Raw genomic sequence first — 22,878 nt, 5'->3', positions numbered from 1 at the left:
GTACAGCAGCGTGAACACGACCGCGGCTCACACGGATGGCCGATGACCCACGCTTCGTCCCACCAGTACATTCACGGTGCTGATCCTGTGTCACTCCCACAGAGGAGTCATCGTGTCGCCCCTTTTCCGGCTGCCCCGTGTCCTCCGCGCGCTCACCAGCGCCGCACTGCTCGCCGCCGTCTCTGTCACCCCCGCCACCGCCGAGTCGGCAGGCCCCGGCTCGGCAGTGGGCGGTGGGCGGCTCCCCGCGATCTTCCCACCCGACGGACATGTCGGGCGACTGGTGAACGCGGGCACGGGCAAGTGCCTGGAGATCTCCGACGGTTCGCACGCTGACGGCGCCCGCGCGCAGCAGTGGGACTGTGTGGGAGTACGGCACCAATTCTGGCGGTGGGAACTGAGGGGTGTCTGGTATGACCAGTGGCAGCAGGAGCGCCACAACTACCGTCTGGTCAACGTAGAGAGCGGATGAAGTCGGCCGGCTCCATGTCCGCGTCGACGCCGAGGTCGGCCATCGTGGCGAGGAAGGCGTCACGCAGCCGGTTGTACCAGCCGTCCAGGTAGCGGCCGTTCTCGTACCGGACGTACGCCTCGACCGGCGCGACGTCGTAGCCGAGCTCCACCGCGTACGCCACGGTCGGCGTCGCGTACCAGGCCGGCCCCTCCGGGCGCTCGCCCTTTGGCGTGAACGGGCTCGGCAACAGACTCACGTCCAGGTCCGCCCACTTGCCCTTGCCGACCTTCACCCTCGACAGGTCGACGTGGGACAGGTCGACCAGCCACGAGCCGGGCAGCTTCGCATCGAACACCGGCGCCTTGACGTGCGTCGGCGCACCGAGGCCGACGACCAGGCCGTTCGCTCCGGCGGCGAAGGCCATGTTCACGTCGATGCCGACCAGGTGCCGCAGGGTGCACTCGGCATCCGTCATCGGCCGCCCAGTCGTACGCCTCCTCGAACAGCTTCTCCGCAGGTCCCCGCACGTGGAAGCGCGGCAGGTCCGCCAGGAGCGGGTGCCCGTCCGGGGCCTCGCACGGCGCGCAGTCCACCGCGTCCTTGCCCAGCGAGCCGGGGTTGTGCTCGGAGTGCCGCTTACCCGTCGCGTCCGGCTCGGATGCGCGGGTCGGCGGGTGCAGCGCGGTCATCAGCTCCAGGCCGGTCACGGCCGTTGAGCCGCGCGGGGTCATCACCCGCGACGCGTACACACCCAGCACACGCGCGAGTTCCGCCGGCGGAAGCTGCCCGGCCTCGCCCCAGTGGCGGGAGTCCAGTGCGTGCCAGGACGGGATGCACAGCTGCACGCAGGCACGCTCCGAACCGGTGGCGGGGCGGTAGATCCGCGCCCACGGCCCGAACCCGCGCTTCGTCAGCTTCCACTCCGCGCGCGCCAGCTGCTTGATGACCTTGTGGTCCTCCGGGATCCGCCCGGCGAGCCGCTCTTCCTCCGTGAGGGCGACCGGCAGGCCGTAACGCTCCAACGCCGACTCGGTGAGCACCAGCAGCGGGTCGGCGTCCTTGCCTGGCCCGGACAGCTTCGGCTGCCCCAGCCTCGCCTCCTTCAGCGTCCAGTCCACCAGGGACGGGAGGGACTTGGCGGGCACGTCCAGGACCAGGCCGCCGGTGCAGTACGCGAAGACCTGCCCGTCCTCGACGTCGACGACCGCGAGCGGTCCGTTCTCGAAGCGCGGGTCGGTGCCGCCCGCCGGAGTGTTGGCCGGGGCCGCCTTCCGCACGCCCGGGCGGCGCGACGTCGACGCGCTCCTGGCGGTGCGCGCCGGGCGCGGCGCGGCCTGCTCGGCAGCGGCGGGAACGGGGGCGGTCTGGGTGTTCTCGTGTTCGGTCATGGCCGCAGCCTCGGGGGCCGGACCTGTGGGCAGAGTCCGCTCCTCGGGGGCGGGCTGGCCGGTGAACGTGGTCGGCACCGAGGCCAGGGCGGCGGGCGCGGGGTAGAGCTCCGCCAGCTTGTCCAGCAGCCGCGCGGTCCCGAACGTGAGGCGTACGCGCGGCCGCTCTACGCACGGGCTTGGATCTGCACAGCCACCTTCTACACCGCCCACGAGGTCAACGGACGCTTCTGCCCGTGGTGCATCGCCGACGGGAGCGCTGCTGAACGCTTCGCGGGTGAATTCAGCGACTCCTACGGGCCCGGCAGGCTACCGACCCGCCAATTGAGATGACCTGTAAATACCTGGCGGCTCACGACGTGGGCGAACAATCTGGAAAACGGTTTGGCGACACCTCGCGACCTCGATCTCCAGGGGGGAAGACGAACGTGATCTCAAGACGGAACAGAAAGACCGACCGTGGGACCGGCCGCCGGGGGTGGCGCGCGCTGCTCGGCGTCGCATTCGCGTTCGGCCTGGCGGCGCTGACGCCGCTCCAGGCCCAGGCGGCCCCCATCCAGAGCGTTGGCTACGGCACGCTCCCCAACGAGGGCCTCTATCCCGAACAGACCTCCTGCTCGGGGAGCTACTACCAGCCCGGCGTGCCCGGCGGGGCGACGAAGACGGCGGTCTACGCCGGGCGCACCATCACCCTGAAGTACTTCTACAGCCCCGGCTGCGGCTCGTTCGCCCGCATAGAGAACGCGCCCCAGGGCTGCGCCGCACACAGCAACCGCCTCACCGATTCCGGGATCGTGTGGGTGCTCGAAACGGTCGACCCGGGCATCAACTACGCCTACACCAAGGTGATCAACAACCTCAACGGTCGGCAGAGCAAGGCGGTGCTGTTCTGCGACAACCAGCGCTTGGCCGAGACTGCCTGGTACTAGGACTCGGGGTCCGTTCCCGGCCGGGCCCACCCCGGACGGGAACGGACCGGACGGGAACGGACCGGACGGGAACGGACCGGACGGGAACGGACCGGACGGGAACGGACCGGAAGGACCGCCGCCTCGCGGGAGGCGGCGATCCTTCCGCTGATCACCTCGACCATCGAGGACCGGCAGGTCCCGGCCGTCACCTCGGTCGGCCGCCTCACCGCTGAGGCTGGCCAGGTTGTCCTCGCGGAGAACTACGCGGCCTACGTCGTCGAATACGGGAACCCCGCATAAAGGCGCTACCCGTCGAACGGACATCCAGGAAGTGGTTTGACCGAACCACTTCCGACGCGACCTCTTGCCTTACTTGCCTGACAGCAGTCCATGCTGCCTGACCTTCGTGAAGTGCCGGCGAAACCTAAATAATCGTCGTGGCTGGCGGCGGGTGTGCGTCGGTCAGCGACCGCCGACTCAGCGGCGGTGACTCAGCCACGCTGGCATAAGGCCGTCGGCTGGATCCCGCCGTGTCGCGTCCGTGCTGGTCGGGTACGGCTTCGTCAACTGGCCGACGCGGAGGGGGCTTCGGGTGGGAGAGGCGAGCCGGGGCAAGCGGGAGCGCAGTAGGGACAAGGACGGGCAGTGGACCGCGGCTGCTGCGGCGCGGGTGGCACACCGCCTGCGGGAGCAGACCTAGCGGTGTCTGACCGGTAACCCGTGGGTGCAGATGACGCTCGCCTCCAACATGAACAACGTCGTCACCGAGTTGCACGCCGTGCTGCTGAACAGAGATCTCGCAGACATGGCGGGCAAGCCCGAGGCCATCGAGCGGGACGCGGCGCTGTCGATGACGCTGGGCAAGCAGGGCCATCGACCGCCGTGGCCCCGGGCGGCGGGGGAGGCCGCCGCATGGCAGATACGTCAGATCCAGAAACTGCTGCGGTGGGCGGAGGCCATCGTCATCTCCCCGGCCGCGCACGCCGCAGTCATGGCCGCGGCCGCCACCCTCGAACCGGCCGATATCAGCACCCTGGACCGCGACCGGGACATCCTCTTGCCCACCGGGATGCTGGTGCTGCCCGAGCCGATCGTGGTCGTCAATCGCACCGGCTCCCTCTCGGACACCAGGGCATTCGGCTGGCAGTTCATCACCCAGCACCAGATCCTGCCCACCGCCCAGTACCCCGGGGTGCAAGTGACGACGTTCAAGGACCGCGACGGCCCCGTGCAGCCGGCCGGATGGCGACAGGCGGTCTCCCAGGCACGCGCCTCCGGGAATCCGCTGCCACCGCTAATGCCGGACGGCATGTACGGGATGCGGGGCGATGCCTGCCTCGCGGAGGAGAGCACCGAGACGCTCGCTGACCTGTCCGAGCAGATGCGGCGATCCAGATGAGCGGGCATGTTCCACTGCTGGGGCCGCGGCGTGCCGTCGCAGGCCGCCGCAGGTGGGGACCGTTCCCAGCGATCGCCTGGACCGAAGAAACATCCACCGACGACACAGGGGCCGGTGGCCACTCTCAGGAGTGGCCTGGTCCCCCAGGGCGGAGAGGGCCATTGTGCCTGCACCCACTCCAGCAGCTGCGCCTCGACAGGATGGGTGGCAGCCGAACGCAACGGCAGCTCACAGGCAGTTCGCCGACGCTGCCCTGGCCGTGCCCCTTGGCGGCTACGGACCGCTGCTCTTCCTCCGGACCACCGTCTCGATGATCGGCGCGCTGATTGCACCGTGGACAGCAGCCGGCGTCGTACGCCGTTGTGCCCCACGGCCCTGACACAACCCCGCATCACCTGCAGGCACAGACGAACCCGCCCTCGTTGGCGTCCAAGCGGGTGAGGGCGCGGAAATCCACCTTCAAGCGGTCGAGGGAGCGTTCGATCCGCTCTGCCCGCCCATCGGCAGTGATCCTGTGAGGGCAGTTCACTTGAGCTGGTCCCACCACCCTGCGATGGGCGCGATGTCGACGGGGGTCATGCGGGTGTCGGAGGGCGTGTCCGTCCACTCCATGGTGATGGGGGGCAGGTCGGGCGGAGGCGGGGTCTTGTGGTCAGTGATCTCCCGGTAGCGGGGGATGGCGGCGGACCAGTCCAGGTGCCCACGGATGAAATGGCTTAACAAGTCGCCGAATTGGCGCACCTGGCTGTTGCGGCTGCGGCTCAGTTTGTCGTGCAGGCCTAGGAATAGGGACATGACTCGGTCACGGATAGCAGTCACTTCCGCGACCGCGTCTTGGGGGGAGCAGTTGAGATGATGTGCGATGACGCCGACCATGTTGCCCTTACCCTCGCCGTGGAAAGCTTCCTTGGGGTAGGAGATGAGGTCGTTGTCCCAGGAAATGACCAAGTTGGCCGCGCTGATCGCGGTGACCAGTGCCGGGTCATTGCGTTCGGTGTCACTAAGCCGCAAGTCTTGTGCGAAGGCGGCCAGTTCAAAGCCGGGTAGTCCGCCAGACGCACTATGGCGCTGCATCGTGTACTCCTCCACGGTCGGCACCCGCCCCAGCTCCAAAACACTGGCCAGCCACAGCTCACCCAAGACCCACTGGCGCTGACGGTCCAAGAAGCGCTGCACCTGCGTGGCAGTACCCACTGACCGCATCATATTGACAATCTCGGCGTTGGTGCGCGACAGACGCTGCACCGTTTCGCTGCCGCCTGACAGAACCTGGTCGGGCCCGTCAGCGGCGCAGAGGAGTCGGCCCCCGAGATCGACCATGCGGGCCATCTTGAGGTCGGGGCCGCCCGGCCTGCCGGTCAAGCCGACGGCGGTCTCGTCGTGATGGTGATTGTCGTCGCCCACAAACACCCACAGTGCCCAGAGCATCAGGATGTACTGGCGCTCCTTGGGAGCGACGGGGCAACAGCGGGCGAACGCGAGGTCGGCATGGGTGCCATATAGGCCCCACGCCCGCTCCACCGCGTCGTTGCCGTACAGGCCGGTGTTATCCGCCCATGCCACGCACCGCTGCCTCAGCTCATCGAAATCAGGGTGCAACGCCTCATCGACCGGACAGTAAAAGGGCGGAAGTTCGAACCCTGGGGCGAAAGATACCATCGGTCCTCCTGAAGCCGAGCGAACCTGAGGATGGCGGGCCGCCTACGCTCTTGCAGTCGGTTGGCAGTACGGAGTCTGCTGGTTACGACGTATCCATGCCCCGGCCGATGAAGGGGACCCCCCCCTAGTCCCCAGCGCACGGAGGCTCAGGAGGCGCATTACGACGGCCTTGAACTGGTGAGTGGGTCGCTGGATGGCTTGGTGCTCTTCTGGCGCCCCTTCCGCGCTGGTGCGAAAGAGCCTGCCGCTCTCGTGGTCAGAGGTCGTTTTCTCCCGTTGTTTCATCCCGTAATGCGGACTTCATCGAGTGATGTCGGATCGCGCCAGGAGATGGTGGTCTCGCCGGTGAGGCGGCGGGCCATCAGGTCGGTCATGGCGAGGTGGACCATGGCTTCGGAGCGGGCGGGAAGGGTCTCGTAGTCGCGGGCGAGGCGCCGGTGGAGCATCAGCCAGCCGTACGTCCGCTCCACCGCCCACCGCTTCGGTATCGGGGTGAATCTCCTGGTCCCGGGTTTGCGGGCGGTGATTTCCATGTCGATGCCCAAGGTGGCGGCATGCTCGACGAGGTGCTGGCGGTAACCGCCATCGACCCACACCTTGCGGATGCCGGGATGGCCGGCGGCAATCAGGTCGAGCAGTTGGGTGCCGGCCACGGAGTCCTGGACACTGGCCGCGGTGACCAGCACCGCGAGGAGCAGGCCGAGCGTGTCGGTGACGATGCTCCGCTTGCGGCCGACGATCTAATGGGTGGTAGCTGAGGTCGCTGAAGGCGCCTCCTCGACGCCGGCCGCCGGCGTCAGCGCAACGTCCGCCGACGATCCGGGCCTTGAGCCCTCAAAGAAGACTGACGTGTGCTGACGCTCGCAGTCGGCGTCGAGAGCGATCACTTGATCACCGATGATGATCGTGGTCCAAGCCCCTTGCGGGAACTACCTCTTACGTGCTCGGGAGCCATCCAGCTCCGATCAAGACCGAGGGCCCCGCAGGTCGCTGGGGTCATGAACGGCTAATCGGATGTCGGGCCACCGAGCCCTTCCATGCCGCGCTCGGCGGAGCGGCACTGCTGCGCGCGTTCAGCCGACCGGGGGCCGATGAGTGGGAGGCATGGGCCGAGCGGCTCGCGGACCGCTTCCGCGACCACTTCTGGGTGGCCGACGAACACGGCCCCTACCCGGCCGTCGCACTCGACAGCGACGGCAAGCCGGTCGAATCGGTCACCTCCGGCTTCGGCCACCTCCTCGGCACCGGCCTGCTCAACACTGAGGAGAGCGCACTGCTCGCGGCCCGCATCGCCGGACCCAACCTCGACGCAGGCCACGGCCTGCGCACCCTGAGCAGCAACGCGGTGGGCTTCAACCCCTACGGCTATCACGTCGGCTCGATCTGGCCGCACGACACGGCGATCGCCGTACACGGCCTGATCAAAGCCGGATTCCCGGACGCCGCCGCCTCACTGGCAGCCGGCCTGCTGACCGCGTCAACGGCCTTCGACGCCCGCCTCCCCGAACTCTTCGCCGGCCACGGCAGCCAGCAGAGCCCGTACCCCGCCCCCTACCCGGCATCCTGCCGACCACAGGCATGGGCGGCCGCCTCCGCGATCCTGGTACTCCAGGCAGCCCTGGGCTTGAACGCAGACGTCCCCGGCGGCACGGTCACCATCGCGCCCAACTTCGCCTCGACGTACGCACCGCTCACGGTGAAAGGACTCAAAGTCGGCGGAGGCCAGGTGGACGTCTCGGTCACAGCGAACGAAACGGTAGACATCAACGCTCCGGAAAGGCTGACAGTGATCACACCCTGATGCCGCGCCACCTGGCCATGCCAACCACGCTGCGAGATGGCGACTGACAGGGAAGCCGTGGACAGCGGACAAGAACAAACCCTGTCCATAACTTCATCTCGTACCGCCAGCCCGTCCCGACCGGGAGGGTCGGGACGAGTTCGGCGAGTGCGACGTCGACGGGAAGGTCCACACGATCAGACTCCGGCCGCCGCGGCGCCCGTGCATGTGCAGCGGCGCTACCCGAGGAGGAGCGTCATCGCCTTCGCGGCCAGTGTGAGCGGCGCGTCCTGGGCGGCCAGGGCGCCGTAGGCGATCGCGACGTGCTCGATGGCCTGTATCGCGGCGCACAGGACGCGGGCCTGGTCTGCGGTGAGGTCGTCGCCGGCGTCCAGCGCGAGCGAGCGGAAGGCGATCACCGCGAGGCTGACCAGCGCCGCGAGGAACGCGAGGTTGTGGAAGAGCTGGGGCATGGAGTGCCTCTCCGGGCCGGACGGGCGCCGACCTCACCCCTTACCGCCCAAACGACGCCGTTTCCGTAGAACGACTTGAGAAGTGAGAGGCACATCACATGCGCGCTTCCCGGGGCCTGTGAATCAAGGCCCTCCCGGTCCTTGCGTTGTGACTGAGTGTGCTACTTGGCCACTGCGGACCGTAGTTGGCCAGCCCACATGCCGACGCACCCCTGATGGCGGGAGAATCCGCTCAAGGATACGAGCCGGCAGAAACCCGACTAGGTGAACGAAAGTTAGCAGCGCCTGGGGGCAGGCGCTGCGCAGTTCGCGGCTCGAGTTCATGACTCCGCAGGTCAAGGGGCAGCGCAGCAAGGGGCAGCTGACTCTGAGCCGGTTCACCTGGGCGCGCAACTGGCGGCCGTGCGCCCATCTTCCGCCTGGAGCGGCGGAAGGGCGTTCTGCCGGAGCGCCGACCCCAGTGACCTGCGGAGTCGCTCACTCTGTGCCGCTACACCACTTCGCGGGACGCGACCACTTTGCGACGAGAGTGACACGAAATGTGACGGCCTCTTCTCCGTAGATACAGGCGACCTGACGGAGGAGCCACGATGAAGAGCGACCGCAGCACTCTGGAAAACCGTGACAAAGCCCCCGCCTTGGAAATCCGAATTGGCGGATTCCGTATGACTGTCCAGCACGTTCCGGTGCGACTCTTGACGGTCGTCATGAACTGCGGCGTGTCTGCGTTCACGGCATGGTTCACAACGCGGTGAAGGGATGGTGTTGGCGCCTTCACGCGGTACTGCGTACGGTGCCGGGCTCCATGGTCGTCTTGAGCTGTGGTGCGACGCAGCTCAACCGATGCGGCCAACTGTGAGGCACAGAGTGGTCAAGTAGCACGCTCAGTCACATGCGTCCGCTGCGCGGCGGGCGACAGCATCAACTCACTCGTTCGCACGCTGGTGCGAATTCGGGGTGTCGTGGGATACCTGGAGAGGTCACGGATCAGGGAGGGACGGACGGCAAGCGAAAGACGGGAGGTGGGAGGCCGTGGATTTACTCATCTGCGCGTCGCCTCCGGATACGCCGCCCGCTACGGAGCCTCCCTCCCCGACGCCCTCGTGCAGCGTGCCGCCGAGAACGCGGCCGGGTGGGCGCGGCTGTGCCGCCTGGTGTCCGCCGCGCACGCCGAGGTCGACGGCGCGGCGCCGGTCGTGTCGTGGCCAGCCAAGTGCCGTCCGCTGACCATCTGCGATGGCGGTCATACGCCGTCTGCCACTTGCCGAAGCGCGTCGGCAGATCCCGCCACGGGATCCCCGTGCGCAGCCGGAACAGAATCCCGTTGATCACCTTGCGGTGACACTTCCACCGCCCGCCCCGCCCCGTGTTCCTCGGCAGGTGCGATTCCAGTCGAGCCCACTCCACATCGGATAAGTCACCCCGCCCCACACGACCGAGAACGATCCGCGATGCGGGCCGTTACCGACCCATCAGACACGCCCTAGGCCGGACATGAACCTCAGCTGACCCGGTCCACCCTCTGTACGGAAGGGCCCGCACGGCAAGCCGTGCGGGCCCTTCCGTATCATCCCTTGCTTTGCGGACGCACACGCCCTAAGGGGGTGCACCCTGCCTCCCAGGTGGGAGACGAGTGGGAGATGATCATGGCGTGGTGATGCAGTCAGACGCTAGAAAATGCTAGGTAACGCTACATGTGCGCACTCCGTCAGCCCGCCGACTCCGCCGCGTGGGGGCTCAGGGCGCCCATGGCGACCAGGGCGACGATGACCAGGCCGAGCGCTATGCGGTACCACACGAAGGGCATGAAGCTCTTGGTGGAGATGAACTTCATGAACCAGGCGATCACGGCATATCCCATCCCGAAGGCGATCACCGTGGCGAAGATCGTCGGACCCCAGGAGACGTGGTCGGTCTCCATCGCGTCCTTGAGCTCGAACAGGCCGGAGGCGAGCACCGCGGGGATGGCGAGGAGGAAGGAGTAGCGGGCCGCGGCCTCGCGCCTGTAGCCCATGAACAGACCGCCGCTGATGGTGGCGCCGGAGCGGGAGACACCCGGGATGAGGGCGCAGGCCTGGCACAGGCCGAAGATCAGGCCGTCCTTCACACCCAGGTTCTCAAGGGCCTTGCGCTGCTTGGGCGCACGGTGGCGGCCGCCGTTCTCGTCGCGCGCCGCCAACCGGTCGGCGACGCCGATGATCACGCCCACGACGATCAGCATCGTCGCGGTGATCCGCAGATCGCGGAACGGACCCTCGATCTGGTCCTTGAGCGTCACTCCCAGCACGCCGATCGGGATCGAGCCGACGATCACCAGCCAGCCCATCTTCGCGTCGTGGTCCTGGCGCATCGACTTGTCCGCGAGCGAACGCGTCCAGGCCGAGATGATCCGCCCGATGTCCTTGCGGAAATAGATCAGCACGGCGGCCTCGGTGCCGATCTGCGTGATCGCCGTGAAGGCCGCACCCGGGTCCTCCCAGCCGGAGAAGGCCGCCGTCAGCCGGAGGTGGGCGCTGGAGGAGACAGGGAGGAACTCGGTCAGCCCCTGGACGAGTCCGAGGATGAGGGATTCAAACCAAGACATGAAGTTACGGAGTCCAAGCGCTGATCGTGGTGAGGAGCGAAGGGCGCACCGCGCCGGCGGGCGCGGTGTGATCACAGGTGTCGAGGGGCAGCGTAGCGTCCCCGGAAAACGGTCCCGGCACAGGGGCCGGGAAGCGGTGGCTCGGGCTGTGGCGCGAGTTACGCCGCTGTCGGCCCCGCCACCGTCCAGCCCGGGGCCTGGGGGTGGGCCGTCAGGTCCTCGTGGCGGACGGGAGCGCCGCAGGCCTGGCAGGTGAGGACCGGGACCAGTTCGTGGCCGCAGATGTGCTCGTGCACCATCGGGCGGTCGTCGTCCTTCCGCAGGTGGCGGTCGCCCCATTCCATGAGGGTCATCAGGACCGGCTCCAGTTCGAGCCCCGCCTGGGTGGCCCGGTACTCGAAGCGCTGCGGGCGCTCGCTGTAGATCCGCTTCGTCAGGATCCCGGCGTCCACGAGCCGGCGCAGCCGCGCGGCGAGGATGTCGCGCGGGGCGCCGATGTTGCGTACCAACTGGTCGAAGCGGCCGTTGCCGAGGCACACCTCCCGCAGGACGAGCAGTGAGTACTTCTCGCCGACGAGCGCCAGGGCGTCGGCGATGGAGCAGGGGCGCGGGTCTTTGGGAGCGGCCATGGCGCCCAGTTTAGGGGAGGGTTTGATTGTCCAACCGATGGGGTTTGACTTTCCAACCTTCAGAGCTATGGTGAGTTTGGATTTCCTACTTACTGGTAATCGCCCACCGGTATCGCTCACCGGTAATCGCTCACTGGCACATCGTGGAGGCCGGCACCATGCGTGACGCAGTCGTCGTCGAAGCCGTACGCACCCCGATAGGCAAGGGCAAGCCGAACGGCGCCCTCGCGCACGTCCACCCCGTGGAGCTCCTCGCCCACACCCTGCGCACCCTCGTCGAGCGCTCAGGAGTCGACCCGGCGCTGATCGACGACGTCATCGGCGGCACCGTCGACCAGGTCGGCGAGCAGGCCATGAACACCACCCGCTACGCCGTCCTGTCCGCGGGCTTCCCGGAGACCGTCCCCGCGACCACGGTCGACCGCCAGTGCGGCTCCTCCCAGCAGGCCGTGCACTTCGCGGCCCAGGGCGTCATCTCCGGCGCCTACGACCTCGTCGTCGCGTGCGGTGTCGAGTCGATGAGCCGGGTGCCGATGTGGTCGAACGTGCCGGCCGGCAAGGACCCCTTCGGCCCCGGAGTCGCCGAGCGCTACCAGGAGGGCCTCGTCCCGCAGGGCATCAGCGCGGAGCTCATCGCCGCCAAGTGGTCGATCAACCGCGAGCAGATGGACGCCTTCGCGGTCTCCTCGCACCGCAAGGCCGCCGCGGCCTGGGACGCCGGTCTGTTCGGCGCCGAGGTCGCGCCCCTGGAGGGCGTCAGCCGCGACGAGTGCGTACGGCCGGGTACCACCGCCGAGATCCTCGCCGGCCTGAAGCCCGCCTACCACGACCCCAACTTCGCCGAGCGCTTCCCGCAGATCGAGTGGAACGTCACCGCGGGCAACGCCAGCCCCATCAACGACGGCGCATCGGCCGTGCTCATCACGTCCAGCGAGACCGCGGCCCGCCTCGGCCTGCGCCCGCTCGCCCGGCTGCACAGCTTCGCCGTCACCGGCTCCGACCCGATCCTCATGCTCACCGGAGTCGTCCCGGCAACGGAGAAGGTGCTGCGCAGGGCGCACCTGTCCCTCGACGACATCGACCTGTTCGAGGTCAACGAGGCTTTCTCCAGCGTGGTCCTGGCCTGGCAGCAGGAGACCGGCGCCGACCTCGACAAGGTCAACGTGCACGGCGGCGCGATCGCCCTCGGCCACCCGCTCGGCGCGAGCGGCACCCGACTGACGACGACCCTCGTGCACGCGATGCGGGAGCGCGGCGCCCGCTACGCCCTGCAGACGATGTGCGAAGCGGGTGGGCTCGCCAACGCGATGGTTCTGGAAGCGGTGTAGTAACCAGAGGGGGGGCTAACGGTCCCGGAAATGGTGCCGCTTGCGCCAGGCCACCACCGCGCCCGCCAGCGCCGGCAGTGCGATGAAGGCCATCGCGATCAGGAAGGCCGGCGACGTCGGCGTGGAGGCACGGGCGCCGGCGACGACGTACGCGGCGGTGTTCGGGATCGAGCCGAGCGCCGTCGCCAGCAGGAACGGGAAGTACCCCATGCGGGAGACGGCGGCGCAGTAGTTCGCTGCCCAGAACGGCACCCCGGGGAACAGCCGCGCCGCCAGCATGGAACGGAAGCCGTGCCGGCTGAGCTGCCCGTCGGCGGCCCGCAACCACCGGCCGCGCAGCAGCGGACGCAGGGCGTCCTGGCCGAGCACCCGGCCGAGGCCGAAGGCGATACCGGCCCCGAGCACCGTGCCCGTGATGGAGACTCCGAGGCCCAGCTGCGAGCCGAACAGCGCGCCCGCCGCCAGGTTGAGCAGCGGTCGTGGCACGAACGCCACGGTGCACAGCCCGTACGCCACCGCGAACACCACCGCCGCCGCGGCTCCACCGAGCTGCGGCGGCCAGCCGTCCGCCAGCAGCCGCTGCGGCTCGAAGAGCAGCACGGCCGAGGCGGCGCCCGCGAGCAGGGCGATGAGCAGGGACAGGCGCGTCCACGGCGAGAGCAGCACTCTCGTGCAGCGCGCGCCGAAGCCCACCGGAGAGGGAACGGCTACGGCGAGTTCCGTGGCAGCGGCCCGGGGAGGTGCCGTGGCGGTGCCCCCAGAGCGGGTGGTGGCATCGAGCATCCAGTGACGGTAACCGACGGACGTGTGTGATCGCCGCACGGATCGCGTCCGCTGTGCGGGCCGGCACCGCGAAAAACCGTTCGACGTGGGACGACGCGTCGGCAATGATCTGCGTCATGTTCCGGTACGCCTTCGTCCTCGCAGCATCCGCGGTCGCGGATGCCCCGAAGGCTGCCGTTCCCGTCTTCCTGGCCGCTGCTGACGGCGCCCGAAGCTGACCCTCTCCGGATCGTCCGGCGGACCCCGCAGGGGGAGGGTCGGCGAGTCCTTGGGGTCCCCATCTTCCTTCGCAGAGGCTTCGAGGTACCGCCATGCCCAAGACGGCATACGTACGCACCAAACCGCATCTGAACATCGGCACGATGGGCCACGTCGACCACGGCAAGACCACGCTGACCGCCGCCATCACGAAGGTGCTGGCCGAGCGCGGCTCTTCCACGTTCGTGCCCTTCGACCGCATCGACCGGGCACCCGAGGAGGCGGCGCGCGGCATCACCATCAACATCGCGCACGTCGAGTACGAGACCGACACCCGGCATTACGCGCACGTGGACATGCCGGGCCATGCCGACTACGTCAAGAACATGGTCACCGGGGCCGCGCAGCTGGACGGGGCGATCCTCGTCGTCTCCGCGCTCGACGGGATCATGCCGCAGACCGCCGAGCACGTGCTGCTGGCCCGCCAGGTGGGCGTGAACCACATCGTCGTCGCCCTCAACAAGGCCGACGCGGGGGACGAGGAGCTCATCGACCTCGTCGAGCTGGAGGTGCGTGACCTGCTCACCGAGCACGGTTACGGCGGCGACGCCGTGCCTGTCGTACGGGTCTCGGGGCTGAAGGCCCTGGAAGGGGACCCGCGTTGGACCGCGTCCGTCGAGGCGTTGCTCGACGCCGTGGACACGTATGTGCCGATGCCCGAGCGGTATCTGGACGCGCCGTTTCTGATGCCGGTGGAGAACGTGCTGACCATCACCGGCCGGGGGACGGTGGTGACCGGGGCGGTCGAGCGGGGCACGGTGCGGGTCGGGGACCGGGTCGACGTGCTCGGGGCCTCCGTCGAGACGGTGGTCACGGGGCTGGAGACCTTTGGCAAGCCGATGGAGGAGGCGCAGGCCGGGGACAACGTGGCGTTGCTGCTGAGGGGTGTGCCGCGGGATGCGGTGCGGCGCGGTCATGTGGTTGCGGCGCCGGGGAGTGTGGTGCCCCGTCGTCGCTTCACCGCGCAGGTGTACATCCTGTCGGCGCGCGAAGGTGGTCGTACGACGCCGGTGTCGACCGGTTACCGCCCGCAGTTCTACATCCGCACGGCGGATGTAGTCGGTGACCTCGACCTTGGTGAGGTGGCGGTGGCGCGGCCGGGAGAGACGGTTGCCGTGTCCGTTGAGCTGGGGCGGGATGTGCCGCTGGAGCCCGGGCTTGGTTTCGCCATCCGTGAGGGTGGGCGGACCGTCGGAGCGGGGACCGTGACCGCCGTCGAGTGAGGGTGGTGTCTGTGCGTGGGGGACTGCGGGCCGGTTGTGGCTGGTCGCGCCCCCGCGGCGGAGCCGCATGCTGTCACAGCCCCGCGCCCCTATAGGTCTGCTGCACAAAGGCACAATGAGAAGGTGAACGAGCCGATCCCCGTCACCCGCCCCGTCGATCAGGGCGTTGCCAAGCTGATGCCCGACATCGACCGGAAGCGGGCCTGGCTGCTGACCGTCGACGGGGCGCCGCAGTCGTACGTCGATCTGGACGAGCCGGCGTATCTGGAGTTCGAGTACGCGCGGCGGCTCGGGCACGTCCTGGACACCGTCGCCGAGGCGGGGCGCCCGCTGGACGTGCTGCACCTCGGCGGGGGCGCGCTCACCCTGCCCCGGTACCTGGCCGCGACCCGGCCCGGCTCCCGGCAGGACGTGGTCGAGGCCGACCGCGCCCTGCTGGAGCTGGTCGTGGAGCACCTGCCGCTGCCGGACGGCGCGGGCATCGACCTGCACGCCGCCGATGCCCGCGCCTGGCTGGAAACCGCCCCCGCGGACTCCGCCGACGTCCTCGTCGCCGACGTCTTCGGCGGCTCACGCGTCCCGGCGCACCTCACGTCCCTCGCCTACGCCCGCGAGGCCGGACGCGTCCTGCGCCCCGACGGCGTCTACCTGGCCAACCTCGCAGACGCCGCGCCCTTCGCCTTCCTGCGCTCCCAACTCGCCACCCTCGCGGCGGTGTTCGAGGAGCTCGTGCTGGTCGCCGAACCGGGCGTGCTGCGCGGTCGCCGCTTCGGCAACGCGGTGCTCGTCGCCGCGCACCGCCCCCTCGACACGGCCGCCCTGGCCCGCCGCACCGCCGCCGACGCCTTCCCCGCGCGGGTCGAACACGGGCCCGCCCTGCGGGACTTCATCGGCGGTGCCGCGCCGGTGCAGGACGAGGACGCCGTACCGTCACCCGAGCCCCCCGACGGGGCGTTCAGCATCGGGTGAGTTCTGGCCGGTCAGGGCCCCGCAGGGGGCATCCCGTGGGGTCATCCAGTGGGTTCGCCGTGCAGTCGGACCGTGCTGAGGATCTTCTGGATCGTCTTCTCGGGCAGCTCGCCGCTCACGCCCTTCGCCCCGTAGAGGCTCCAGGAGACGTAGTCACCCGCGGAGTTCTTGAACGCGAACGTCGTCGCCTTGCCGTCGGAGTCGCACTTGTCCTCCTTCTTCACGCCCTTCGTGTACGCCGAGGCGACGCTGCCCTTGACACCCGACGCCGTGGTGAACGGCCTCGGCTTGACGAGGGTGAGCAGCTTCTTCGACGCGTCCGACTGGTCGGTGTAGCCGCCGAACGCCCACCAGGCCGAGTCGTTGCGTGCGACCTCGTCGGTGCTCTTGGCGCCGTTCTGGCCCTTGGTGCCGGCCGCCGCCAGCTTCGTGTCGTCGGTCCGGCCGTCCTTGTCGGCGTCGGACGTGCACCACTTCTCCTTGAAGTAGGCGGGCGCGGACATGCCGATGAGGGCGGAGCCGTCGCCCTTCTTCTCGTCCTCGAAGCCGATGAACGTGCCGGGCGACTCGATCGTCCAGTCCGCAGGGACGTCGAAGGCCGTGCCCCACTTGGGGTTGACGACGACCTTCCAGCCCGGGACGGTCGGCTGGTCCGCCTCGCCGTTACGCGGGTTGTCCTCGGAGGGGGACGCGGAGACGCTCGGTTCGGTGGTCGGGCTCGTGGACTTCTTGCCGTCCTTGCCGGTGACGTCGTCCGCCTTGTCGTCCTTGTCGCCGCCCAGGACCAGGAATCCGGTCACGGCGGCGGTCACGACGACGGCCAGCGCCGCCACGATCGCGACCAACTTGGTCCGGTTCCCGCCACCCCCGCGCGGCGGCTCCGGAGACCCCACCGGCGCCGGAGTGCCCCACTGCGGCTGCTGCGCATAGGGGTTGGGCTGCTGGAATCCCGGCTGCTGGTACGGATTCGGCTGCTGGTACCCCGGCTGCTGGTACGGATTGTTCTGCTGTTGCGGATTCTGCTCGCCCCCGGGCGGCTGCTGTCCTGGCCACATGGGCAGCCACCCTAGTCCCGTCAGGGACACGATTCGGTCACCGACCCTTGTCAGGGACGTAGCAATCACGACGCAGTTGACGACGCAGCAATCAGCGTTCGTCCGTGGGTGTGTTGAGCCGCACGGTCTTCATGATCTTCTGGACGGTGGCGTCCGGGACTTCCTCGCCGACCCCCTCGGCGCCGAAGAACGACCAGGAGGCGAAGTCGCCGTCGGAGGTCTTGAAGGCGAAGGTCGTCGCCTTGCCGTCGGAGTCGCACTTGCCATGGGCCGCGACTCCGGAGGACTGCGAGGTGGCGGCGCTGCCGGTGAGACCGGAGGCGGTGGTGAAAGAGGTGACCGGGCCGGTCGTGACCTTCTTACGGTCGGGTTGGGTGTAGGCGCCGTAGACCCAGGTCGCCGAGTCGGCGCGGGCGATCTCCTCGGTGCTCTTGGCCCCGTTGTTGCCCCGGGTGCCGACGCTGGCCAGTGGCGTGTAGTCCATCTCGCCGTCCTTGTCCTCGTCGGACCCGCACCACTTCTCCTTGAGGACCGCGGGGGCCTTCATGGCGACCAAGGGCTTGTCCTCGGGGTCATCGTCCTCCGAGACGTACGACACCCAACTCGTCGACTGCAGCGCCCAGTCCGCCGGTACGTCGAAGGCGACGCCCAGGTCGGGATTGACCACCACCTTCCAGCCGGCCACGGTCGGCTTCTGACCGTCTGCGGCTCGCGGATTCTCCGACGCGGCCGAGGTGGCCGACGAGGACGGGGAAGGCGTCGGATCGGGATCGGCCTTGTCGTCCGTGTCGCCGCCCAGCAGGACGGCCCCGGTCACGGCCGCGGCCACCACGACGACGGCGGCCGTGGCGATCGCGAACGTCCTGGTGCGGCGCCCTCCCCCCGGTGGTCCGCCCGAAGCGGTGGGCGCGTCCCACGCGGGCGGCGGCTGCTGGGCGTAAGGATTCGGCTGCTGGTATCCGGGCTGCTGATAGGGGTTTCCGCCGGCCGGCTGGTGCTGCGGATTCTGCCCGTCCCCCGGCGACTGCTGTCCTGGCCACATGGGCGGTAAGAATACGGCGATCACCGTAAGGATCTGGCCATAGGTGTCTACTCGTGAGTAACATTCCGGCATGAGCGCAGACCAGATGTCGATCGGCGAGATGCTCGCCGCCACGGTGCCGATGACCAGGACCCTCAACCTCGAGTACCTGGAGACCACTCCGGAGAAGGCCGTGGTGGCACTGCCCGACCAGAGCGAGTACCACAACCACGTCGGTGGGCCGCACGCCGGAGCGATGTTCACGCTGGGCGAGTCGGCCAGCGGGGCGATCGTGCTGGCCGCGTTCGGAGACCAGCTCTCCCGTGCCGTACCGCTCGCGGTCCGCGCCGAGATCGCGTACAAGAAGCTCGCGATGGGCGCCGTCACGGCCACCGCGACGCTCGGCCGGCCCGCCACCGAGGTCGTCGCGGAACTCGACGAGGGCAAGCGGCCGGAGTTCCCCGTGTCCGTGGTCATCCGGCGTGAGGACGGGGCCGTAACCGGCGAGATGACGGTCGTCTGGACGCTTCGGCCCAACAGCTGAGCTGCGCTTCGTGAGAGGGGTGCCGGTCCGGCCGGCACCCCTCGACGTGTAATCAGGCGGCGAGCCGGTCGCGGTCGGCCGCTCCGCCCTCTACGGCCGCGCAGCCGTAGAGGTGGATCTGCTCCCGAGCGCCGCGTGCTAGCCCTGGCGATGTGGTGAATGTCGGCGAGGCGGGCCGGATCGCGCACCGCGTCCGGCCGTGCGGCGTCGCCCTCGGCTGCGCACGCCTGCTCCAGCCGTGAAGAGGAGATTTCGTGTGCCAACCGCCCTTCCACGCACACAACTTGACCTCGGCGTGACGGCATTTATCGAATGCCGGTGCGGATACCGCCGGTAACTTTTCTGAAATGGCAACGTTTTGAACGTGGGTCACTCGAACTTCTTGTTTCCTGTGAGGCGTTTGTGCGAAGGTGAGCGGCCAAATAACCGACCCGCACCTGACGCGGCATAGGTATGCACCAATCAGGCACCTGCTTTCCTACGGACGCGCATTTCGCATGCCGTCCTGCGGCTTGGAAGGAAATGGTCCAGTGCAATCTCCTCACCCCCCACGCCCGCCGTACCCGCCACGGCCCGGATCGCGTCCCGGTGAGTCCGACCGCGATCTCGTGGCCCGGCTGGGCGGGGCGGACACGGACGCCCACGCCGTGGCGCTGCTGATGGCCCGGCACTGGCGGGCGACCCACGACTACGCGGTCATCTGCCTGCTCGCATCGGCGGATTCGGCGTCCATGGCGACCGCCGCCGCGTTCCACCGGGTGCTCTCGGGGAGGGCCGGCGGTGCCCTGCGTCCCCAACTCCTCGCGGCCGTACGGGAGACCGTCAAGGAGTGGGCCGCGGACGACGGAATTTCCACCCTGCTGCCGGAACTCCGCAAGCCGACCGGCGGCCGCGGTCTACGTGCGGCGAGGCCGGCCACCCCCGAAAGGCGACGGCTCACCGAGCGTGCATTCCAGTCCCTTTCGGGCGCCTCCCAATGCCTGCTGTGGCACACCGAGGTCGAGGCCGAGCCCATATCCATACCTGCTGGTCTGCTCGGGGTGGACGCCGCTACCGCGACCGCCGGGCTGGAGCGGGCGCGGGAGCAATTCCGGGCGGGCTGTGTACGCGCCCACCGGGAACTCGCGCCCACCACGGAATGCCGCTTCTACAACCGTCTCCTCGACGTCTCCATTCGCCGGGGCGGAGCACTGCTGCCCGATGTCCGACGGCATCTGACGGAGTGCCGGTACTGCCGACACGCCGCCGAGCAGCTCAGTCACTTCGAGGACGGTCTGGACGCGCTGCTCGCCGAGACCGTGCTCGGCTGGGGCTCCCGCCGGTATCTCGACTCGCGGCCCGGTCGCGGCACCGCCCCGCAGGCACCGGGCACGCGTCCGTTCGTACGGCCGCGAGCCGTCGGACGCCACCGCCCCGCTCCGGCCGGCCACCTCGCGCACTCCCGTCGGCACAGCAAGGCCGTGCTCATGGGCGCCGGTCTGTCCCTCGCCCTGCTCGCGACCGTGCTCGTCGCCAGGAGCTGGTCCGACGAGGGCGGTGCCCCCGGGCCCCGCGCCACGTGGGGGGCGCCGAGCGGCACCTCCGTCTCGCCGGGGGAGGGGGGCGATTCGTCGTCCGCCGGGTCCCCGTCCGCCGCCTCCGTGGGCAACGCCGTCGAGGTCGGGCACGGCAGGCTCCGCAACCTGGTCGCCGGACTGTGTCTCGACGTGCGTCCCGACGTGCGTCCCGACGTGCGTCCCGACGTGCGCGAGGGCAGACCCGCAGACGGTGCCGGGACTGTGCTGGCGGCGTGCTCGTCGGCCGGGTCGCAGCAGTGGTCGTACCAGGACGACGGACTGCTGCGCAGCGCCACCGACCCCACTCTCTGCCTCGACGCCGACGCCGACAAGGGCTCGGTCGTCGTCGCCGACTGCCTGGTGCACGCGGGTGAGGTGCGCTACGACCTCACCGTGCGGGGCGAGTTGCTGCTGCGCCGGGGCAAGGGGCTGCTCGTCGCGCCCAAGACCGAGAACGGGAAGGCCGTGGTCGTCGCCGAGCGGGACGGATCCGAGGGGCAGCGGTGGGTTCTGGAACCCGTGAGCGACGAGCCGGGGACGGCACAGGGGGACGGATCGGCGGAGAACGGGACCCAGAACGGCAGTCCCGAGGAGCCGGCCTCCCCGACGGCCGAGCCGGCCTCGCCTGACGCCGCGAGTCCGCGCAAGGATGCCGAGGCCCCGCCGGACGCCCCGGTGGTCCGGCCACCGCAGTTCGAGAAGCGGATCGCCCCGGCCGACTGCTGCACCGAGCCCGAGCCGACCGCTCCCACCGAGGAAGCCGCCATCCTCCCGGACGAGGCCCGGGACGCCGTCGCACCGGTCACTCATCCCGTCACCGCCGCCGTGACCGGAACCCTCGGCTCCGCCCTCCACTAGTCGGACGGCGGTCCGTGGGCACCGCCCCGCCGGGGTCACCCCTCAGGGGTGGCCCCATCTTCGTTTCTTGTCGGCATGCGGCCGTTTCTCGTTCGAGTCATTGACACGAGTCATCGACGGTCCTAGGTTCCCACGCGCCGGTGGCGCTTCTCACGAGGCGTCAAGTCCCTCCTGACACATGGCCTGTTCAGAGGACGAACGCTGCCCGGGTCGCCGGGAGGCGTTCGCGGTTCACGACGTCGTGCCCGCACACGGAAGGAGTGACGGCCTATGACCGACACTATTTCTCCTGTCTCCCGTTCCCTTGTCTCCAGAAGGTCCGCTGTCTCCAGAGGGTCCGCTGTCTCCAGAGGGTCCGCTGTCTCCAGGCGCGCCTGCGTTCGCGTCACCCGGCACGCCACCGCCCTGCCGACCCCCGTCCTGCCGGCGAGTGTGGAGGTGGGCGAGTGATACGGCGTGTCGCCGCCGGACTGGTGGCTCTCGTGGCCACGCTCGTCGCCCCGGTGCCGGCACAGGCCGCACCGCGGGCGAGCGACGCGGTCGTACGCACCGACGCCGGCTGGGTGCGCGGCGAAACCACCGCCGAGGGACGGCAGTTCCTCGGCATCCCGTACGCCGAGCCGCCCGTCGGCGACCTCCGCTGGAAGGAACCGCGGCCCGTCCGGCCCTGGCAAGGGGTGCGTGCCGCGCGGGACTTCGGCAACAAGTGTGCGCAGAGCGCCGGTTGGGACCCCGGATACGAGCAGCCCTCGCACACCGAGGCCTGCCTCGATCTGAATGTGTACGTCCCCGAGGGCGCCGCCCGCCGAGCCGTGCTGGTCTGGTTCCACGGCGGAGGGCTCACCGCCGGGGCCGGTCAGGACGTCGTCCCCGACACCTTCGCGCGACAGACCGGTACGGTCGTCGTGACCGTCAACTACCGCCTCGGAGCGATGGGTTTCCTCGCCACGGCCGGTCTGGACGGCGAGGCGCGCGACGGGGTCTCCGGCAACTTCGGGATGCTCGACCAGCAGGCCGCACTGCGCTGGGTGCGTGCCAACGTCGGCCGCTTCGGCGGCGATCCGGGCCGCGTCACCGTCGCGGGCGAGTCGGCGGGCGGCCGCTCCGTCTGCACCCAGCTGGCCTCGCCGACGGCGAAGGGCCTGTTCCGGGCGGGCATCATCCAGAGCGGCGCCTACGGCGACTGCGCCGCCCGTACGCATCAGGCGGCCGTGGCCCAGGGAGCCGCCTTCGCCGAGAAGCTGGGGTGTGCGAGCGTGGCGTGCCTGCGGAGCAGGCCGGCCGCCGACATCCTGGCGGCCCAGGGCGAGTTCGACTGGGGGCCGGTGGTCGGCGGGGACTTCCTGCCCAGGCAGCCCGAGGAGGCGTTCGCGCAGGGGGCCGCCGCCCAGGTGCCCGTGCTGAACGGGGCGAACACGGACGAGGGGCGGATGTTCGCGTTCGCCCGGTTCGACGCGAACGGGACCCCGCTCACGCCCGAGCAGTACCCCACGGTGATGCGTGAGAACTTCGGGGAGCGGGCGCTGCGGCGCTACCCGCTGTCGGCCCACCCGTCGCCGACCCTCGCCTACGCCGCCGCACAGGGCGACCAGCTGTTCGCGTGCCCCGCGCTGCGGCTCGACGGGGTGCTCGCCGGACGCGGGCCGGTCTACGCGTACGAGTTCGCCGACCGCACCTCCCCGCCCTTCGCCTCGCTGCGCAACCTGCACACGGACTTCGACTTCGGCGCGACCCATGTGAACGAGGTGCAGTACCTCTTCAAGCACTTCGGCCTCGACTCGCCGCTGAACGCCGAGCAGCGGATGCTGGCGCGGCAGATGGTCGCGTACTGGGGCTCCTTCGTACGGGGCGGTGTGCCGAGCGCCGACGGGCAGCCCTCGATGCCCGGCCGACCGGGGACGGTGCTGTCCCTGCGGACGGAGTCGAAGGGCGGGAACGCCCTGAGTGCCACTGTGCACCGGGAGCACCAGTGTGACCTGTGGGACGCCGGGGCATCTCCGTGACCC

18 protein-coding genes and 3 pseudogenes are annotated in these 22,878 nt (G+C 69.5%); 11 read left to right on the top strand and 10 right to left on the bottom strand.

Features of this window, described 5'->3' with window-relative positions; genetic code table 11:
* The first annotated feature begins 76 nt into the window (after positions 1 to 76).
* The gene (locus tag Q4V64_RS07745) at positions 77 to 472 is read left to right on the top strand and encodes an RICIN domain-containing protein (protein ID WP_348540795.1); all 396 of its coding nucleotides are present in this window, start codon (positions 77 to 79) and stop codon (positions 470 to 472) included.
* Here Q4V64_RS07745 and Q4V64_RS54815 read toward each other — a convergent pair.
* Positions 459 to 1,842: pseudogene (locus Q4V64_RS54815) on the bottom strand (transcriptional regulator); the annotation flags it as partial. The gene Q4V64_RS07745 and the pseudogene Q4V64_RS54815 sit on opposite strands and share 14 nt — an antisense overlap.
* Between Q4V64_RS54815 and Q4V64_RS54810 the strand changes: the two are divergent.
* The 3 genes from Q4V64_RS54810 to Q4V64_RS07725 all read left to right on the top strand — a co-directional run bounded on the left by Q4V64_RS54810 (position 1,831) and on the right by Q4V64_RS07725 (position 4,152).
* Positions 1,831 to 2,175, top strand: a complete 345-nt coding sequence (locus Q4V64_RS54810; RefSeq protein ID WP_253267321.1) for a CbrC family protein — start codon at positions 1,831 to 1,833, stop codon at positions 2,173 to 2,175. The pseudogene Q4V64_RS54815 and the gene Q4V64_RS54810 sit on opposite strands and share 12 nt — an antisense overlap.
* A 95-nt stretch (positions 2,176 to 2,270) precedes the next feature.
* Positions 2,271 to 2,771, top strand: coding sequence for a hypothetical protein (locus tag Q4V64_RS07730; RefSeq protein WP_124444055.1), 501 nt, complete (start codon positions 2,271 to 2,273; stop codon positions 2,769 to 2,771).
* 712 nt (positions 2,772 to 3,483) lie between these two features.
* Entirely contained in the window at positions 3,484 to 4,152 is a 669-nt protein-coding gene (locus Q4V64_RS07725) for a hypothetical protein (protein WP_124444056.1), read from the top strand.
* Positions 4,153 to 4,677: 525 nt separating this feature from the next.
* Here Q4V64_RS07725 and Q4V64_RS07720 read toward each other — a convergent pair.
* Both Q4V64_RS07720 and Q4V64_RS07715 read right to left on the bottom strand, forming a co-directional pair.
* Entirely contained in the window at positions 4,678 to 5,811 is a 1,134-nt protein-coding gene (locus tag Q4V64_RS07720) for a hypothetical protein (protein WP_124444057.1), read from the bottom strand.
* 281 nt (positions 5,812 to 6,092) lie between these two features.
* Positions 6,093 to 6,551, bottom strand: a pseudogene (locus Q4V64_RS07715) (transposase); the annotation flags it as partial.
* Positions 6,552 to 6,751: 200 nt separating this feature from the next.
* On the opposite strand from Q4V64_RS07715, the gene Q4V64_RS07710 reads away from it, so the two are divergent.
* A complete protein-coding gene (locus tag Q4V64_RS07710) occupies positions 6,752 to 7,612 on the top strand; it encodes a hypothetical protein (RefSeq protein ID WP_253267322.1) in 861 nt (286 codons plus the stop codon).
* A gap of 218 nt (positions 7,613 to 7,830) precedes the next feature.
* Here Q4V64_RS07710 and Q4V64_RS07705 read toward each other — a convergent pair whose 3' ends face one another.
* From Q4V64_RS07705 to Q4V64_RS07690, 4 genes and pseudogenes are all read right to left on the bottom strand, one after another.
* Positions 7,831 to 8,064 carry a hypothetical protein gene (locus Q4V64_RS07705; RefSeq protein WP_172629499.1) on the bottom strand — a complete coding sequence of 78 codons (234 nt, stop codon included), beginning with the start codon at positions 8,062 to 8,064 and terminating at the stop codon, positions 7,831 to 7,833.
* 1,209 nt (positions 8,065 to 9,273) lie between these two features.
* Positions 9,274 to 9,495, bottom strand: a pseudogene (locus tag Q4V64_RS07700) (transposase); the annotation flags it as partial.
* Between the two features lie 277 nt (positions 9,496 to 9,772).
* Positions 9,773 to 10,648 (bottom strand): undecaprenyl-diphosphate phosphatase, encoded by an 876-nt coding sequence (locus Q4V64_RS07695; RefSeq protein WP_124444059.1) that lies wholly within the window; start codon positions 10,646 to 10,648, stop codon positions 9,773 to 9,775.
* 158 nt (positions 10,649 to 10,806) lie between these two features.
* A complete protein-coding gene (locus tag Q4V64_RS07690) occupies positions 10,807 to 11,277 on the bottom strand; it encodes a helix-turn-helix domain-containing protein (protein ID WP_124444060.1) in 471 nt (156 codons plus the stop codon).
* Between the two features lie 158 nt (positions 11,278 to 11,435).
* Between Q4V64_RS07690 and Q4V64_RS07685 the strand changes: the two genes are divergently transcribed.
* Complete coding sequence (locus Q4V64_RS07685) at positions 11,436 to 12,605, top strand: thiolase family protein (protein ID WP_124444061.1); 1,170 nt, start codon at positions 11,436 to 11,438, stop codon at positions 12,603 to 12,605.
* Positions 12,606 to 12,620: 15 nt separating this feature from the next.
* Here Q4V64_RS07685 and Q4V64_RS07680 read toward each other — a convergent pair whose 3' ends face one another.
* Positions 12,621 to 13,388, bottom strand: a complete 768-nt coding sequence (locus Q4V64_RS07680) for a TVP38/TMEM64 family protein (RefSeq protein ID WP_124444062.1) — start codon at positions 13,386 to 13,388, stop codon at positions 12,621 to 12,623.
* Between the two features lie 311 nt (positions 13,389 to 13,699).
* On the opposite strand from Q4V64_RS07680, the gene tuf reads away from it, so the two are divergent.
* Both tuf and Q4V64_RS07670 read left to right on the top strand, forming a co-directional pair.
* Positions 13,700 to 14,869, top strand: a complete 1,170-nt coding sequence (tuf, locus tag Q4V64_RS07675) for an elongation factor Tu (RefSeq protein ID WP_124444064.1) — start codon at positions 13,700 to 13,702, stop codon at positions 14,867 to 14,869.
* A 123-nt stretch (positions 14,870 to 14,992) separates the two neighbouring features.
* Positions 14,993 to 15,838 carry a fused MFS/spermidine synthase gene (locus tag Q4V64_RS07670; RefSeq protein ID WP_303709268.1) on the top strand — a complete coding sequence of 282 codons (846 nt, stop codon included), beginning with the start codon at positions 14,993 to 14,995 and terminating at the stop codon, positions 15,836 to 15,838.
* A gap of 41 nt (positions 15,839 to 15,879) precedes the next feature.
* Here Q4V64_RS07670 and Q4V64_RS07665 read toward each other — a convergent pair whose 3' ends face one another.
* Positions 15,880 to 16,893: a hypothetical protein gene (locus Q4V64_RS07665; RefSeq protein WP_124444066.1), complete on the bottom strand. Its 1,014-nt coding sequence runs from the start codon at positions 16,891 to 16,893 to the stop codon at positions 15,880 to 15,882.
* A gap of 91 nt (positions 16,894 to 16,984) precedes the next feature.
* Positions 16,985 to 17,935, bottom strand: coding sequence for a hypothetical protein (locus Q4V64_RS07660; protein WP_124444067.1), 951 nt, complete (start codon positions 17,933 to 17,935; stop codon positions 16,985 to 16,987).
* A gap of 85 nt (positions 17,936 to 18,020) precedes the next feature.
* Here Q4V64_RS07660 and Q4V64_RS07655 point away from each other — a divergent pair, with 85 nt between their 5' ends.
* The 3 genes from Q4V64_RS07655 to Q4V64_RS07645 all read left to right on the top strand — a co-directional run bounded on the left by Q4V64_RS07655 (position 18,021) and on the right by Q4V64_RS07645 (position 22,875).
* Positions 18,021 to 18,458 carry a DUF4442 domain-containing protein gene (locus tag Q4V64_RS07655; RefSeq protein ID WP_124444093.1) on the top strand — a complete coding sequence of 146 codons (438 nt, stop codon included), beginning with the start codon at positions 18,021 to 18,023 and terminating at the stop codon, positions 18,456 to 18,458.
* A 659-nt stretch (positions 18,459 to 19,117) separates the two neighbouring features.
* Positions 19,118 to 20,872 (top strand): ricin-type beta-trefoil lectin domain protein, encoded by a 1,755-nt coding sequence (locus tag Q4V64_RS07650; protein ID WP_253267328.1) that lies wholly within the window; start codon positions 19,118 to 19,120, stop codon positions 20,870 to 20,872.
* 446 nt (positions 20,873 to 21,318) lie between these two features.
* A complete protein-coding gene (locus tag Q4V64_RS07645; RefSeq protein WP_124444069.1) occupies positions 21,319 to 22,875 on the top strand; it encodes a carboxylesterase family protein in 1,557 nt (518 codons plus the stop codon).
* Positions 22,876 to 22,878: the final 3 nt, after the last annotated feature.

The sequence above is a fragment of the Streptomyces sp. NL15-2K genome, from assembly GCF_030551255.1.
Lineage (GTDB): Bacteria > Actinomycetota > Actinomycetes > Streptomycetales > Streptomycetaceae > Streptomyces.
The sequence above is the reverse complement of the archived record's forward strand: the minus strand, read 5'-3'. Positions and strand labels throughout refer to the sequence as shown.